Raw genomic sequence first — 16845 nt, 5'->3', positions numbered from 1 at the left:
GTGCGGTTAAGAGTTAAGAATTGTCCGCCGTTGCGGTGATGAGTTTAGAGTAGAAGTAATTTGTGAAGTTATTCTTAATTCTTCATTCACAATTTTTAATTATTTTAAAAAAAATCCATGTCTGTACATAAAACTGATATAAAAAGAGTTACGACCCACGTCATTCAGGAAATGAAGACGCGTGGTGAAAAAATATCCTGTCTCACAGCCTACGATTATTCCATGGCGGGTATCGTAGATGCTGCCGGCGTCGAGCTAATCCTGGTAGGAGATTCTGCTTCGAACGTGATGGCCGGACATGAGACAACTTTGCCAATTACGATCGATCAGATGATTTATCATGCTGCATCGGTGGTAAGGGCGGTAAAACGTGCATTGGTTGTTGTGGATCTTCCGTTTGGATCTTATCAGGGAAACTCGAGAGAAGCGCTTAGTTCTGCTATTCGCATTATGAAAGAATCCGGCGCGCATGCGGTCAAACTGGAAGGCGGTTTGGAAATTAAAGATTCTATAACACGTATTCTTAGTGCCGGAGTGCCTGTAATGGGCCATTTGGGGCTCACTCCGCAGTCTATTTACAAGTTTGGTACATATACCGTCCGTGCAAAGGAAGAAGCCGAAGCGACGAAATTATTAGAGGACGCGCGTATGCTGGAAGAGGTAGGTTGTTTTTCAGTTGTATTGGAAAAAATCCCTTCCAGCCTTACCAAGCTGGTATCAGAAAGTATCAGCATTCCAACAGTTGGTATTGGCGCCGGGCCGCATGCCGATGGCCAGATTCTGGTGATACATGATGTTTTAGGCATTAATAAAGAGTTTAAACCACGGTTTTTAAGACATTATGCAGATCTGAATACGATCATGAATGATGCTATTACGAATTACATCAAGGACGTTAAGAGCAGCTCATTTCCGAATGAGAAAGAATCTTATTGACCTTTTAAAAAGTATAAAACTAATAATATGGCCAAGAGACCATTTCAAATTATATACGAAGACAATCACCTGATCATTGTTAATAAAGAGCCAGGTATACTGGTACAGGGTGATTCAACAGGGGATAAATGTCTGCTTGATATGTTGAAAGACTACATCAAGGAAGAATACGACAAGCCGGGAGCCGTGTTTTTAGGCACAGTGCACCGGCTGGACCGTCCTGTTAGCGGACTGGTTGTTTTTGCACGTACCTCCAAAGCTCTGGAACGGATGAATGAGATCTTCCGTAAAAGGGATGTTCAAAAAACATATTGGGCGGTTGTAAAACACAAACCGGCGGAAAAAAAAGGCAAACTGGTTCACTGGCTGATTAAAGATGAAAAGCGCAATGTGACAACAGCGCATGATTACGAAGTGCAGGGGTCACAGCGCGCGGAACTTTCATACCGGTGGATGGGAGAAATCAATAAGTTTCATTTGCTAGAAGTTACACCTGTTACCGGTCGTCCGCATCAGATACGTGTGCAGCTTGCATCTATGAACTGCCCGATTCGTGGTGATGTAAAATATGGTTATCCGAAAGGCAACCCTGACGGAAGTATCAATTTACATGCAAGGCGCTTGTTTTTCGAGCATCCTGTTAAAAAAGAACCTATTATCTGCAAAGCCGGCCTTCCCAATGATCCTTTCTGGGAAGAATTTCTGACGTTGGATAAAGAAGAAATCAAACCAGAGAACCTGGGTTTTTTATACGAATAGTTGTTGATGATAGAAAAACTAAAACAGCGGTGGAACGTGAAAAATGGTTGGGATGTCCTGATCATTTTACTTGTTTTTGCCTGTACAGGTTTTTCCATTCTTTATATCAAACGTGGCTTTTTTAGCATCATCGGTCTCGATGAAAGCTCACCGTCCTGGCTTCGCTGGACAGTAAATATTGTAATTATCCTACCCCTATACCAAATCGTACTTCTTGTCTGGGGATGGATTTGGGGTAAGTTTAGCTTTTTTTGGGAATTTGAAAAAAGAATGTTTAATAGGATTGGCGGGATGTTTGGCGGTAAGCGGAAGGACCTTTAAGTAATTCACTTCTTACTCTTTTCCCGTCTCAACTTCCAGGCTGTCACGCCTACATAAACCATACTTCCTTTTGGCTGTGTCTTTTTAATCAGGCCGTTGATATTACTGAAACCAAGAAAAACAGGTCCGAAATGACCTACTGCGCCAATGGACGGCCGTTTATTTCCCTCAACAAACGAAATTGGAAACGCAAAATCGGAGTCCTCATCCTCAAACCGGGGAGTTATTGTAAAACTGTTTGGCTGATAAACATCCGGTATTTCCGCTTTTCCGGGATTAAAACGACTTGTTTTAGATAAATTCAGGAAAAAGCCCTTTACCAGCTGAATGTCAGCCTCAAGGTGAAAAGCCTGCGGAAGCCTCACGGTTTTGGAAAAAATAGTATCTGATTGCGCAGGTAGAAGGCTCATAAAACCTTCTGGTCCCTGGTCACTAATAACTTCAAGATTCTGCTGTCCTAAAACATATTGGTCCTGTTGGCCTGAGATAACTTTACTGCCGGAAGTTTTGTACCGGATTGATCCAACGTCCGTTAAGGAAGCGCCAAGTCGTATAAGGTACTGCGGATTTTCGTCAAATTTTTCTTCTCTGTTTTTCCAGAAAGCGCCTAGTTCGTATGTTATGCCCAGATCATAACCCCAGCCGGAACCATATTTTTCAGAATCAAGGAGATTCCCGATTTTCATTTTTTGCGTTGCCTGACTATATCCGCTTTCATATTGAAAATTGGATAGCACGAGTTCACTTGATTCGGGATTGCCTGTTTCGGGGCGTATCGAAAAACGATCAGCTGAGGCATTTAAATACCCAATTCTTGCCCCAAATACCCTTTTCCCTGTAAAACCAACTCTTAATTTATGCTGATCCAGATCCAATAACTGTGCTCCATAGGTAAAACTCATTTCCGAAAAGCTTTGCTGGACCAAATTAAATTCTCCCAATGACTGATTTGCTATGGGTGGTGTATTATCCGTGTCAAGCCGGCGGAAATATAAATTTTTCACAGGTTCCGGGATATTTAAGCCTTTTACATAACCGCGTGTCCTGAATTGTATGGCTATTCCCTGATGTTTATCAATAGAAATCATGGCAGAAGGCCAGCGGATTTCACTCACCAGATGGATCGGATCTTCCGTTAAGGAACCCATCGTGCGCGACCGGCCATACAATTCTTTGGTTGAATGAGGCGCCAATAACGGGTATAACAGCGAATTTTTACCTAAAAAAACAAAATATCTGTGATTGATACTGGCTCCAATTGTTCCGATATTAATCTGCCACTTTTGTTTGGAACCTCCCACCACAGACGGGTTGTAAGTGGCCCGGTACAATCCTCCGTAATTGCTGCTTTCCAGACCAGGAATTTGCTGTGCATTTGCTGCCTGACAGAAACTGATGACAATTAGTGCGGTAATTTGTTGTATTTTTTTCAAAACTGGTATTGGCTGTTTAAAGTCAGTTGTCCAAATTGATTATAAAGCAAAATTTCGTCTTCCAGTAAGCTTCTCAGTATTTCAAAAAGACTTTCTTCCGGAATATTTTCAAAAGCCTGACTTAATTCCCTGGGCGTAATCGCCGTTTGTAAATTGATATACGCCATAAGCGATTTTACAAGTTCCTCATCCCGAACAGGTTCCTTTTTCTTGTTAGCCAGGCAGACATCACAAACACCACAATCTTTCCCATCAAACTCATTGAAATATTCAAGTAATAGTATGGTCCGGCAACGATGGGTATTTGAAGCGTAATTTACTACTGCCTTCGCCTTATGTCTGTCGCGCTGTTTCTTTTTTTCAATTTCAAATATATTGAGAGGAAGCATCGCCGCATCATATCTGGGCGTCAGAAAAGTGAGTTGTGGCTTATCTCTTCTGGGTTCATAAACTAAAATTTCCCGTTCCTGAAGAAATTTAAGTTTTTTAATCACTTCTGCGACCGGTGCAAAATAGATTTGTGCCAGTTCGCTTTCCGATATTCTTACATATTCTGTAAACATTTCTCCGCCATACAGTCTCAGCAGCACTTTGATAAACGAATCCATTTCCCGATAGCGTATCTGAAAGTCGTATAATTGGCGGTTATCAACCAAAAAGTGGAGTTTGGCCGGATCGTTAAAATTTTCACTTAACTGGAGAAACCCTTCTTCTTCCAGCAGTTTCAACGCATAATGTGTTTCACTTATGGGCAAACCAAATATTCCTGCAAAATCCTGAATGTCAAAGCCAAAACCTTCAAATTCAGCCCCGCCCACTGGGATTTTATAATAATTCGCCAGCGCCTGATATACTCTTTTAATCAATTCAACCGGAGGGTATTTGCGTTCAACGTTTTCTGCAAGTTCTTCCAGGTCAATTTTATTAAAAAGTGCCACCGCATATGCCTTTTTCTCATCCCGTCCCGCCCTGCCCGCTTCCTGATAATAAGCTTCCAGATTTTCGGGTAAATCAAAATGGATCACGGCACGAACATCCGGTTTGTCAATTCCCATTCCAAAAGCATTCGTTGCCACCACAACCCGTACCTGATTTTTAATCCAGGCCATCTGCCGGTCGCCTCTATCCTTAAATGGTAAACCTGCATGATAACTCTGGGTCGGAATTCCCTGTCGGCTCAACGAATCTGCCAGTTCTTTGGTGCGCTTTCTGGTCCTTACATATACAATGGCAGTTCCGGGTACATTTTTTAGGATCCGGATTAACTGTCGTTCTTTATTCTCCTCCATAAAAGCAGAATAGGACAGATTGGCTCTTGCAAAGGACTGCGTAAACACCCTGACAGACTTCATTTTAAGTTTGTCAAGAATATCTGCACGCACTTCCCGGGTTGCAGTTGCTGTAAGCGCCATCACCGGAACACCGGGCAGCAAATCCCGGAAATCTGAAATAAGAAGATATGAGGGACGGAAATCATATCCCCAGGCCGAAATGCAATGTGCTTCATCAACAGCCAGAAGACAAATTTTCATTTGTTTCGCCCTGGCAATCATGATATCGGTTCTCAGCCGCTCTGGCGAAACGTACAGAAATTTGGTAATACCGTGAATGCAATTATCCAATGTGACATCAATCTCATGCCGGTTCATACCCGAATGAATAGCTGCGGCGGGAATATGCCGTCTTTTTAGCTGTTCAACCTGATCTTTCATGAGTGCGATCAGGGGCGTAACTACGATACAAACGCCATCCATAGCCATCACCGGTACCTGAAAACAAATGGATTTTCCTCCGCCGGTTGGCAACAATACGAGGGTATCTATTCCGTTCATAACAGACCTGATCGCCTCTTCCTGAAAAGGACGAAAATGGTCATAACCCCAATATTGTTTGAGAACGGAATGCAGGTCGTTCATTTACTTTTGTTAATTATCAATTTGTAAAATAACGAATTCGAATCGGTGAAATACGGATCTGCTTCGCATTTGTGCAAAACGGATTTTCGCTTTCTTTGTTTTGACCTGAAACTGCTAACTTTGTTACTGCTCTTTTGTAATCGATTTTTAAAAGCAGTTTCTTATTTTTTAACTGTTTGTATCTGAAAATTTAGAAGCAGAGATAAAACAACCCTTATTGTCGGAATAAATTATGCGCACACTATTATTGCTTGCCGGTATTTTCTCACTTTCCGGCTGTTCTGTTTCGCACTATCTGAAACGTGAAATGAAGAACTCTCCGGTTCTAAGTCAGCAGCATACAGGTATTTCAATTCATGATTTAAATGGTAAAAAAGCAATTGCCTCTTATCAGGACAGCAAGTATTTTACCCCGGCTTCCAACACCAAGCTTTTTAGTTTTTACGCGGGTTTATGCGCACTGGGTGATTCAATTCCGGGTCTCGAATATTTGGAATGGGGCGAATTATTAATTATACGCGGAACGGGAGATCCGTCACTTCTGCATCCGGATCTGCCCCACAGTAAGGTGGTTGACTTTCTAAAAGGAAGAAAGGAGCAGATTTTTTATACGCCTGTAAACTTCGAAAATAAACGTTTTGGGCCGGGCTGGGCCTGGGATGATTACAATGATTATTATCAGCCGGAGGTTACTGCCCTGCCGGTTTATGGCAATTTCGCCCGTTTTAAAGGAGAAACTTCAAAAAGATTTAGTGTAACACCCCGTTACTGGGAGAAATTTCTGGTACAGGATACGATCACATCCGGAATTGTAAGAGATGAATTTCAAAATTTTTTTCACCATTCTAAGTTTGTTTTGCCTGAAGGACTTAACCAGGATGTTCCGGTACACATGTCCGATGAGCTGACTTTAAAACTGTTAAGCGATGCTTTGAGAAAAGAAATAAAACTGATACACATTCCGCTTAATGTGGAATTACAGAAAATTTACAGTATTCCTTCCGACTCGCTGTACACACTCATGATGCAGGTAAGCGACAATATGCTTGCGGAGCAACTGATATTATTGTATGCTTCGGCCAATAGCCTTCCTTTAAATACAGAAAAAGCAATTGAACACGCCATATCGCACCATCTGAGTGATTTGCCTGATAAACCAATCTGGAAAGACGGATCCGGCCTTAGCCGTTACAACTTATTCACGCCGCGATCTATCGTGGCGCTTCTTCAAAAAATATATGCGAAAGTACCTCGCGAAAAATTGTTCAGGATTCTCGCAACCGGCGGGAAGTCAGGAACTTTGAAAAATCTCTACAAAGGTGAGGAACCATTCATTTTTGCAAAAACAGGAAGCCTGAGTAACAATTATAATCTCAGCGGCTTTTTAGTAACAAAAAAAGGTAAAACGCTGGTTTTTAGCTTTATGAATAACAATTTCGCCAAACCTACCTCCGAAGTCAGGAAAGAAGTAGAGCGCATTTTAACCGGAATACATCAGCGTTTCTGATTATTCTTCTTTCCAGGTCTTTCCGGTACAGTAAATTTTATTCCGCCCGTTTTCTCTGACAAGTAAATAGACCCGATACAAACCCGGTTCGATGGTTGCGATGTGGAAACTGGCACTGATACCTTTCGCAAAATACATTTGCCGGCGTAAAGTTGTTTTTAAAGGAACTGTCTGTTGATTGGGCTGGGCCGCATACACGTGTTTATCAGATCTAAGCAAGACATAAGCTCCATCGGTGTAGTCTTTTTTTGACGAAAAAAAAACGTCGCCAAAAGCAACTGTGATGTTGCCGTTTCTCAATTCAAACACATCAGGAGCATAAAGGCTGTCACAGACGATTTCAGAAGACAAATTTGCTGGACTCCATTGCTCGGCCAGCGGATCGGCAGAGGCGTAATAAGCTCTGATTTTTTCCAGATGGGCCCGGTCCATGGAGAACATCCGTGTTCCAAGCCAGTCGGCATTGTAGCGGGCATTAAATTCCTGAGCCACGGCCGCACGGCGGTTGTTTACTGCATCGGCAAAGTTACTGTGTAAGATAACCAGGTTGAGCCCAATGGCGGCAATAAATAATATTGGAGAAAGGCTTTTTCTATGGGAACTTCTGCTTAGTGAAAGAAAAGACAGGTAAAGCGAAATGCAGCAGATGGTTGAATACATTCTGTAACGCCCTTTAAACATTCCTTCAAAATGATCAGTAGGGATTCGCTTGTAGGTAAGTGCAAGTGCAGTAATACCAACAAACATGGCCAGTGACAGTGCAAACAAGGCTTCTTTGTTACGATAAGGCTTATTTCCCCAAACCGCATCCCACAAATATTTGACTTGATTTCTGAATAAAAACAAAAGAAGGGCTGTCATAAACATACCCGTGGCAACCGCCAGTGACAGCATCAACGGCTGGGCGGTGTATGCAGCAAGTGTAGCGATCGATCCCAGAAAACCAAAAATACCGAGGAAACCCTCCTTCACTTCCGCAGGATCCGAAAAGTCAAGGTTTTGTGTAATCGGTGTAAAATCGATAAAATAAATTATTGCAATAACCGTCGCAACACCGAAGGTTATAAAAAACGAAATTCTTCTGCCGGAAAAAAGGCAAATTACCGCTATAATCGGAAAAGCCATCAGCCCATTGCCGTAAGTGAAAGTAGCTATTGCTGCGAAAAAAAGTGCAATTGCAATTTTTCCTGGATAATAAACGGCGAAGTATAAAGCAGTAAAAACAAACAGCAGTACACCAAAATTACAGAGTGAACTTACGCCCCAAAATATATTTTCAAATGACTGAAAATTAAACCACAGCCACATAAAAGGCACAAAATACCAAAGTGAAAGCTGTGTTCTTTTAAAAACCTTGTAAAAGATTAATGAACAGCCTGCCCAGCAAAGATTTGCTATAGACATGGCCCAGATGAGGTTTATCTTTCCAAAAAATGTTTGTAGAAGCAGGATTACGGAGCGTGAGAAAACCAGGCGGTGTTCGGGGAACAGCTCCGTGAGTCGTTTCCATTTTACAGCCCAGGATGCATCTTCAAAACCCGGAATGATACCTAGAATAAGGATATCGTCAAATGCTACGTAATTTACATTGAGTGCAATGGACTTAAACGCCCAGGCATAAATGATTACAGGAAGGATACAGAAGAGTAGGTCAAGCCAGGTTTTATTTTTAAAAAAATTCAGGAGAGATAAAATCATAAGCAAAATAATTCGTGCCGGTCGGAGACACGCTGGTAAACGGTCGAAATTTTGGTTTCAACCTTATGGCTTTTCGGTTTCAGTTTCTTCTTCTGCAGATGCACGGGGATCTTTGGTATAATCATAAAGCAACTTGCCTTTATCATCCCATTCTCTTAATACAAAAGGTTCAAATTCCTCGTCCCAGCCCGTTTTAGGGTATTGGATTTCTTTTTTACGCTGTCTGCGAAACTGGTAATATTCAACCCAGCGGCCTACTCTTTTCCCATCTTCATACTTTCCGCTTGCCATCAGCTGGCCTTCTTTGTAATACTGCAGAAATTCTCCTTCCACCTTACCAAATGTGACGGGAACAACCTCTTTTACCTGTGTATGGGCAGAATCGTAGTAGGCGATACGTGATTCGGCAGGAAAGCCACGATACCATACGGCCTTATCAACCAGATTAAATTTTGCGTCATATTTTACCCAGCGGCCATCTTTTACGCCCATGTAATAATATCCTTCTTCAATCAGATTCTCGCCTGTATACTTTTTGTAAGAACCATGAAGAAGCAAAGCCTGCTGTTTGTCTTTAATGAGGGAAGAGCTGAGTCTCTTTGTTTTTGTGTCGTAATAACGGGTTTCCGTTGCGCGTACGTAAGGGTTCAGGGGCTGTTTCGTATCCTTTAAAACATGAAAATATTCAACAGTTGCACGTTCGCCGCTGCCAAATTTGATCGACATGCTTTCCATAGGAATGCCTTCATACTGTACCTTCGCCAGTTTTGCTTTTTCTTTTTTGTGTTTCCTCTCTTCTTTCTGGTTTTTATATTCCTTTACCCTAAGACCAAGGTCAGGGATGGTTTCACCGAGTAGAGATGAAAGTGAGGTCGATTTATTATTTCCGCCGGGTAGTGAAGTTCCTACAACAGGATCAAGGCCTGATACAAAAGATTTCAGATCATTAGCGCGTCCCTTTTTAGATCCGGTTGTATCTTTCTTTACAGTTTCTTTCGGCAGCCAGGACGGGGTCGTTTCTTTCTGTTCGGTTTGCCCGAAGACTGTTTCCGGCAAAAAAACAGTTAAAAAGCACAGGATCAGAATAACACTTTGCATGTATATAGATTTTCTTAAGCGCAAGATTGTTACTTTTGTAACGAATTCGTCTCAACGTTATTGATTTTGAACCTACAAATTTAGATAATCACAGTGGAAAAAAACGCGAAAATTTACATTGCCGGGCACAGAGGAATGGTAGGCTCTGCAATTCACCGTAAATTGGTTAAAGAAGGTTTTACAAATTTTGTATTCCGCACCTCATCAGAACTGGATTTACGTGAGCAGGATCGTGTCAGAGCATTTTTTGAAGCCGAGCAGCCCGAGTACGTTTTTCTTGCAGCCGCGAAAGTAGGCGGTATTATGGCTAATAATATTTATCGTGCAGAATTCCTATACGAAAATCTGCAGATACAGAACAACGTTATCGATTCGGCATATCGTAATGATGTTAAAAAACTGATGTTTCTTGGTTCGTCCTGCATTTATCCGAAACTTGCTCCTCAGCCTCTTCATGAAGACTCATTGCTTACCGGTACATTAGAGTCAACCAATGAGCCTTATGCCATTGCAAAAATTGCAGGTATAAAAATGTGCGAGGCTTACAGAAGTCAGTACGGCTGCGATTTCATTTCTGTGATGCCAACCAATTTATATGGTCCTAATGACAATTATGATCTTAATAAATCACACGTGTTGCCTGCGATGATCCGGAAGTTTCATGAAGCAAAAGAGGAAAACAAACCGTTTGTAGAGCTTTGGGGTAGTGGTTCGCCGTTGCGCGAGTTCTTGCATGCCGACGACCTGGCGGACGCCTGTTATTTCCTGATGCAGAATTACAGCAGCCCTGATTTCCTCAATGTAGGTGTTGGCAGTGATGTTACGATCAAAGCTTTGGCTGAAATGATTCAGCAGATTGTGGGTTACGAAGGACAAATTCACTGGAATTCTGACAAACCGGACGGAACTCCCCGTAAATTGATGGATGTAAGCAAGTTACATGCTTTGGGGTGGAAACACAAAACAGAACTGGAAGACGGCATCAGGATAACTTATCAGGATTTTTTACAGAAAATTGAAACCTATGCGGTTTAAGGTTTTTGTTCTTAATGAGTTACAATTCCGGGAAAACCTAATATTTAAACACTAAATTCTATTTTCGCCCACGATAATTCTTTTTTTTGACAAAATTTCAATAGATTATTAACAGAATCTTCGGGAAACATATTAGTTTTGCAGCGCCCTTAAAAGCTGTATACTATAAACTTGTCACAGAAAAATGTCGTCGATCATAAAATTAGACCAGATAGACCGTAAAGTACTGGAGATTTTACAAACCAATGCCAAAATAACCAACGCACAACTATCTAAAGAAATAGGACTGTCACCAGCTCCGACTCTTGAAAGGGTAAAAAAGCTGGAACAATCAGGCATCATTAAAAGTTACCATGCTCAGCTGGAGCCGGATAAAGTAGGGTTAGGAGTTAGCACTTTTGTGCAGATTTCCCTTGTAGGTCATAGAAAAGCAGTTACCGAATCTTTTGTAGAAAAAGTACATGCTATTCCGGAAATCATCGAATGTCACCACATTACCGGCACTGGAGATTTTCTTCTACGGGTTATTTCCAAAGACATTAGCACCTATCAAAAGCTAATGCTGGAAAAAATTAATGAAATTGAAGAAGTTGCGAGCACGCAGACGATGGTTATCCTCTCTACATTCAAGGAAACAAAGGTTTTGCCAATTCCCTGAGGCTTATATTTCGGAAAAAGAATAAAACAAAAAGGTCGGTCCCATCACGGTTCCGACCTTTTCTTATATTACGATTTAAGCAAAAGCGGCTACAAGCTAACGGCTAATAGCTAAAACCTACTGGTGTTGTTCACGCAGCAAATCATTTACGGTTTTCACAGGATTAAATGTAATCAGCGGTACTTCAACGAAAATTGTGTTCCAGTCTGCCATCGCACCATTCCATAATCCGGGTAATTCCTGTGCTTTCAATTCCTTGCCATCTTTGGATTTTCCGGTTATAAATCCTGTCAGCGGATCACGGAATTTTTTAAGATCATACAGTTCACCCATTCTGTTTTTTACAGCACAAACCAGATCTACCGGGTTGAAATGTGTTGAGTTCTTGAAAATACCGTTTTGTTGCGCATCATCAACATCCACCTGAGCAGATTCTACAATTTGTAAAGAAGAAGATCCGTCTGCATTTTCTGCCCAGAAAGGTCCGCCGCCAGGTTCGCCCTGATTTTTAACCATTCCGCAGGCACGTAACGGACGGTCAAGTTTTTTAAGGAAATAATCTTTTTTGTCATCGGCATGCCAGCTTTCGTAGGATGCCGGAGGCACCACACAAAGTTCATTTCTAAAAAACGCATCCAACTCTTCTAGTAAATCTTCATCTGTTGAACCAATGAGATGATTCAGGTAATTGAAAATCCTTTTCTGATATTGCAGTACAATGCCCGCCAGTGCTTTTTTATAAGTAATCGTTTCTTCCTTGATGTGATCAGGAACAACGTTGTCAATGTTTTTTATAAAAATAACATCAGCATCCAGCTGGCCAAGATTTTCAAGTAATGCACCATGTCCTGCCGGGCGGAATAATACACTGCCATCCTTTTCACGAAAAGGAGTGTTGTCCAGGTTCACAGCAATGGTGTCTGTGGAGCTTTTTTGCTCAGAAAAAGAAACAAAATATTTTACCCCAAACTTACTTTGATAACCGGGAAGTACCTCAACAACCAGTTTTTCGAACTTATCCCGATGTTCAGGAGAAACCGTGAAATGAATTTTTACATGACTTCCTGCATTGGCATATTTAGCTCCTTCTACCAAATGTTCTTCCAAAGGCGTTCGGGAACGGTCGGCATAATTGTGAAATTTAAGAAGACCTTTCGGTAGTTCTCCATATCCCAAGCCCTTGTTGGTCAGGTAATAAGACGCAATTGTATTTTCATCAGCGGTGGTAATATCTATTCCGTCAGCTGCCAGGGAAACCTTCAAATCCTCATAGAAAGCAAATTCACTCAGGCTGCTGAAAAACTCTTCTACTGACTTGTCTTTTTTCCCTTCCTGCAAAAAACTAAAAAGGGATTTAAACATTCGGGTAGCCGCTCCGGAAGCCGGAACGAATTTCAACAGAGAAACTTCTCCATCAGAGGTACTTTTATCAAACTCACCTACAACTTCTTTAATCTGTTCATCAGTAAGCCTGATAATACCATCACCAACTGTGGCGGCTTTGGACAACTGAAGAAAAGGAAAACCGTCTACAAAGTATTTTACCTGTTGTTCAACTACTGTGGGGTCGCTTCCGCGTTGTGTTATCTGCGTAAGATCTGCTTCAGGAAACATAATTAAATTTGTTTATAAAAATAAGAAATTACACAGCCCCGGGAATGCTGGGAAGGCCAGGAGTCCCGGGGCTGTATTTTAGTTACAAGGTAAAGCGGCAGAGAAACATACTATAACTATTAATAAGGAATTATTTTATGATTCTCAGCTTTGCAAAACTAAGCAGCAGGGTTTTTTCTCCAACACTGTCAAATTTAACGGTTGCTTTCCGGTCTGTTCCATTCACTTCCATTTTCAAAACCGTGCCAAAACCAAATTTCATGTGTTCCACTTTGTCGCCTTCCGCAAGGTCATGCGTATCGCTGGGTATAAAATCACCTGTTGGCGTATGCGCAGTGGCAGCAGTTACCGGTTTAGGCTCCGTAGCTTTTCGGGGCCCAAGGTTTCTGACAAACGACATCGGAGAGTTGATCTGCTCGCTGTCTCTGCGCAGTGCATTGGAGATATTTAAAAACTTGGGATCAACTTCCAGCAAAAACCGGCTTGGTTCGCACATTTTAAGTCTTCCCCACTGATAACGGCTCTCGGCATATGAGAATGAAAGCTTTTTCTCAGCCCTGGTAATTGCCACATAAAACAAACGTCTTTCTTCTTCCAGATCCTGCCGGCTTTCCAGCATCATCTGGCTCGGGAACAGGTCTTCTTCAAGGCCAACGATAAATACGTTTCTGAACTCCAGTCCTTTTGCCGAGTGAATCGTCATCATCGTTACCCGGTCGTGGTCTTCATTATCGTCAGGTTCATCAGCATTTGTCAACAGAGAAACGGATTGCAAAAAGGCACTTAACGTTTTGTCTTCGTTTTCTTCATTGTCAACAAACTCCTTGATCCCATTGAGTAATTCCTGCACGTTTTCGTAGCGGGAGAGCCCTTCAACCGTTTTATCCTCATATAATTCACGAAGAATTCCGGAGACTTTGGCAATGTGCGAAGCAACCTCATAAGCATCCTTACCGTCTTCAAGCATAATCTTGAAGCTTTTGATCAGCGTTCCGAACTGCTCAATGGGCGCTATGGTCCGGCCGGTTGCATAATTTCCGATATTAGCCACAACCTCCCATATCGGCACATTGTTTTCCGAAGCCGTTACCGTTATTCTCGCCACGGTAGTGTCACCAATCCCGCGTTTTGGCAGATTAATGATACGTTTAAAGGCTTCTTCGTCGCGTTGGTTTACCGTAAAGCGAAGGTATCCCAAAAGGTCCTTAATCTCTTTTCTCTGGTAAAAAGACTGCCCGCCAATGATCCGGTACTTGATTCCCAGTTTTCTTAGAGCTTCTTCAAAAGATCTGGATTGCGCGTTGGTACGGTAAAGAATGGCAAAGTTCTCATTCCGCAGGGCCTTCTGCATTTTTTCTTCCAGAATCGCAGATGCAACAAGCCGCCCTTCTTCATTGTCCGATCCGGCTTTGATGACATCTATCAGCGCACCTTCGTCATTAGCCGTAAAAGTATGTTTTTCCAGCTGCGCTTTATTTCTGGCAATCACCGAATTAGCCGCACTGACAATCGTTCCCGTCGAGCGGTAATTCTGTTCGAGCTTAATGGTCTGTACATCAGGGAAATCCTTTGAGAAATTCAGAATATTCTCAATATTTGCACCCCTGAAAGCATAAATACTTTGGGCATCATCGCCAACAACCACAATATTCCGGTGAACTGCAGACAATTTTCTGGTAATGAGATATTGTGAAACGTTCGTATCCTGAAACTCATCCACCATTACATGCTGAAACTTGTGCTGATACTTATACAGCACGTCAGGAAAATCACGGAAAAGCACATTGGTGTTAAAAAGCAGGTCGTCAAAATCCATTGCATTCGCCTGAAAACAGCGTGTTGCATAGGTTTTGTAAATCCTGCCGATCTCCTTCATTTTCGCCGCCTCATCGTCAGCCTGTATCACCGCATTGTTAATGTAGTCATCTGCCGAAACCAAACGATTTTTTGCTCCGGAAATACGATTGTAAACCACATTGGCTTTGTAAATCTTATCGTCAAGATTGAACTCCTTGATAATACTCCGCAGCAGCGACTTGGAATCGTCCGTATCATAAATTGAAAAATCACTGGTATATCCCAGAAACCGCGCTTCAATCCGTAAGATTTTGGCAAAAACCGAGTGAAACGTACCCATCCAGATATTTCTGGCTTCCGTTCCAACAGCCCCTTCAATCCGATGACGCATTTCCCCGGAAGCCTTATTGGTAAAAGTCAGGGACAAGATCCGGAAAGGATCAACCCCGTTTTCCATCAAATGGGCTATTCTATAGGTAAGTACCCGTGTTTTCCCCGATCCAGCACCGGCAATAATCATCAACGGACCGTTTCCGTACAACACCGCTTCACGCTGCGGCTCATTAAGGGTCGACAAATAATCGTTCTTTTTCAATCGCTCTGATTTATTCTCTTCTACAATCTTCATTCGTTCGGGGCAAAAGCCAAAGTTAGGAAAAAGCGCCAAATGCTTTTCCCTCTATACCTATAAGATGCTGTGATGTTTGTTAATTTACAAAAATTTAAACAGCCACTATCAGAACGCCCGGGCCATGTTATTGGTTTGTATTTTTACCTTATATATATGAACACATTAAAACAGAAGTAAAAACGGTGTTTTGAGGAAGCAGTTTTGGGCGTGTCCCTGCGGGCCGGGCAGCACTACGTGCGTAACCTTCGGGAAGCAGGTTGCTTACTCGGTTATGCTGCAAGTCCTCGTTCCGCGAAAAGCGGCACTCCGGGCTTTCCGCTACTATCCCTCACGCGGGGTTTACTGTAAAGTAGCATGGCAGCATCGGGGATCGTGCTGAAAGAATTGAAGATTAAACTAAAATAATTGCCGACGGCCAAAAGCCGAAAGCCGAAAGCCAATTATGAATCTAGCAGATGTAGAAGACCAGCCACTCGAAATACAGTGGGAATATTTATTACAATTTTTGGAAGAATCCATCGGAAAACGTCCTGCTGATTTAAACGGCGTTCTCTTCCTGATAGGTGTGCAGGAACTCGGCCAGGGAGCCAAGCGATTTACAAAAGAACAGAAACAGGATCTCATGCACATAGGAATATGCAAAGTACTCAGCCTTTCTTCTTATTATATATATGAACACACCGACAAAGACGGCTGGCCGCACTACATCCTAAACCGCGCATTACCACAAGGAGGCATTGAAAAGCAGGAAGCGCTGTTGAAGATGCATGTGATTGAGTATTTTAAGATGTAGTACCTCTAAAACAAATTTTAGAATTACCCAGGCAGAAAGTGCCAGGGATTCCACAGAAGGCTCGAAACTTAATCCAGTTCAGCAAAAAGAGGCATTCACAAACTGTGATATGCCTTTTTTCAATAAAAGGATACAATCCGTCGGCTTTTCAAGCGCGCTGAAACGAAAGTTTGCCTTGATCTCGAAGTTCTTTACAGTATCCAATATGCTTTTTCGCACCACTTTATAAAGCCAAGGAATCACTTCAAAAAAACTTCAAAAAAAGTTTGGGGCATATTTTACTCACTTTGAGTGTGTTAGAAAAATATGTTAAAAAACTTTGTAAATACTTTCACTTGGCGTTTGCATGTTAAAAATAAATGCTGCACTTTTGCACTCCCAATCGGGTAGTACGGCGCTGAAAACGATCAGCGCAACGAGTTCTGGAAGACCAGAGCAGAGTTCTTTGACATGATGAAGAGAGCAAGAAGATATTTGTTTAAGAAGATTCGATCCTATTTTTCGGAATAGAGGTCACAACAAAATTTACAATGGAGAGTTTGATCCTGGCTCAGGATGAACGCTAGCGGCAGGCTTAATACATGCAAGGCGAGGGGGCAGCAATGTCACCGTCGTACGGGTGCGTAACGCGTATGCAACCTACCTTCAA

General features: G+C 42.1%; 13 protein-coding genes and 1 rRNA gene. 8 read left to right on the top strand and 6 right to left on the bottom strand.

The features are described 5' to 3' along the window. Positions 1-117 precede the first annotated feature (117 nt). Genes panB through E0F88_RS31710 form a run of 3 tightly spaced genes read left to right on the top strand, consistent with a single transcriptional unit; the run spans position 118 to position 2016 of the window. Positions 118-936, top strand: a complete 819-nt coding sequence (gene panB, locus E0F88_RS31720; RefSeq protein ID WP_131962514.1) for a 3-methyl-2-oxobutanoate hydroxymethyltransferase — start codon at positions 118-120, stop codon at positions 934-936. A 27-nt stretch (positions 937-963) separates the two neighbouring features. Then, positions 964-1695, top strand: coding sequence for an RluA family pseudouridine synthase (locus tag E0F88_RS31715; RefSeq protein ID WP_131962512.1), 732 nt, complete (start codon positions 964-966; stop codon positions 1693-1695). 6 nt (positions 1696-1701) lie between these two features. After that, positions 1702-2016 carry a DUF6787 family protein gene (locus E0F88_RS31710; RefSeq protein WP_131962510.1) on the top strand — a complete coding sequence of 105 codons (315 nt, stop codon included), beginning with the start codon at positions 1702-1704 and terminating at the stop codon, positions 2014-2016. Between the two features lie 5 nt (positions 2017-2021). Here the strand turns inward: E0F88_RS31710 and E0F88_RS31705 are convergent, their stop codons facing one another. Both E0F88_RS31705 and E0F88_RS31700 read right to left on the bottom strand, forming a co-directional pair. Continuing rightward, on the bottom strand, positions 2022-3449 hold the full coding sequence (locus E0F88_RS31705; RefSeq protein WP_229213973.1) for a DUF5723 family protein: 1428 nt from the start codon (positions 3447-3449) through the stop codon (positions 2022-2024). Next, complete coding sequence (locus E0F88_RS31700; protein WP_131962508.1) at positions 3446-5365, bottom strand: RecQ family ATP-dependent DNA helicase; 1920 nt, start codon at positions 5363-5365, stop codon at positions 3446-3448. Before E0F88_RS31700 ends, E0F88_RS31705 begins: the two co-directional genes overlap by 4 nt. A gap of 232 nt (positions 5366-5597) precedes the next feature. Between E0F88_RS31700 and E0F88_RS31695 the strand changes: the two genes are divergently transcribed. After that, on the top strand, positions 5598-6872 hold the full coding sequence (locus E0F88_RS31695) for a D-alanyl-D-alanine carboxypeptidase/D-alanyl-D-alanine-endopeptidase (RefSeq protein WP_131962506.1): 1275 nt from the start codon (positions 5598-5600) through the stop codon (positions 6870-6872). On the opposite strand, the gene E0F88_RS31690 is transcribed toward E0F88_RS31695, so the two are convergent. Next, the gene (locus E0F88_RS31690) at positions 6873-8570 is read right to left on the bottom strand and encodes a hypothetical protein (protein WP_131962504.1); all 1698 of its coding nucleotides are present in this window, start codon (positions 8568-8570) and stop codon (positions 6873-6875) included. A 63-nt stretch (positions 8571-8633) separates the two neighbouring features. Further along, positions 8634-9668, bottom strand: coding sequence for a toxin-antitoxin system YwqK family antitoxin (locus E0F88_RS31685; RefSeq protein ID WP_131962502.1), 1035 nt, complete (start codon positions 9666-9668; stop codon positions 8634-8636). Positions 9669-9761: 93 nt separating this feature from the next. Between E0F88_RS31685 and fcl the strand changes: the two genes are divergently transcribed. Both fcl and E0F88_RS31675 read left to right on the top strand, forming a co-directional pair. Then, positions 9762-10703 carry a GDP-L-fucose synthase gene (fcl, locus tag E0F88_RS31680; RefSeq protein WP_131962500.1) on the top strand — a complete coding sequence of 314 codons (942 nt, stop codon included), beginning with the start codon at positions 9762-9764 and terminating at the stop codon, positions 10701-10703. 184 nt (positions 10704-10887) lie between these two features. Beyond that, positions 10888-11361 carry an Lrp/AsnC family transcriptional regulator gene (locus E0F88_RS31675; RefSeq protein ID WP_115834344.1) on the top strand — a complete coding sequence of 158 codons (474 nt, stop codon included), beginning with the start codon at positions 10888-10890 and terminating at the stop codon, positions 11359-11361. Positions 11362-11478: 117 nt separating this feature from the next. On the opposite strand, the gene E0F88_RS31670 is transcribed toward E0F88_RS31675, so the two are convergent. Both E0F88_RS31670 and E0F88_RS31665 read right to left on the bottom strand, forming a co-directional pair. Further along, the gene (locus E0F88_RS31670; RefSeq protein WP_131962498.1) at positions 11479-12975 is read right to left on the bottom strand and encodes a DUF4301 family protein; all 1497 of its coding nucleotides are present in this window, start codon (positions 12973-12975) and stop codon (positions 11479-11481) included. Between the two features lie 130 nt (positions 12976-13105). Continuing rightward, positions 13106-15400 carry an ATP-dependent helicase gene (locus E0F88_RS31665; protein ID WP_131962496.1) on the bottom strand — a complete coding sequence of 765 codons (2295 nt, stop codon included), beginning with the start codon at positions 15398-15400 and terminating at the stop codon, positions 13106-13108. Positions 15401-15845: 445 nt separating this feature from the next. Between E0F88_RS31665 and E0F88_RS31660 the strand changes: the two genes are divergently transcribed. Next, positions 15846-16196 (top strand): hypothetical protein, encoded by a 351-nt coding sequence (locus E0F88_RS31660; RefSeq protein ID WP_131962494.1) that lies wholly within the window; start codon positions 15846-15848, stop codon positions 16194-16196. 527 nt (positions 16197-16723) lie between these two features. Continuing rightward, positions 16724-16845 (top strand): 16S ribosomal RNA (locus E0F88_RS31655); the annotation flags it as partial.

The organism is Dyadobacter psychrotolerans, from assembly GCF_004349265.1.
GTDB classification, from domain to species: Bacteria; Bacteroidota; Bacteroidia; order Cytophagales; family Spirosomataceae; genus Dyadobacter; species Dyadobacter psychrotolerans.
The sequence above is the reverse complement of the archived record's forward strand: the minus strand, read 5'-3'. Positions and strand labels throughout refer to the sequence as shown.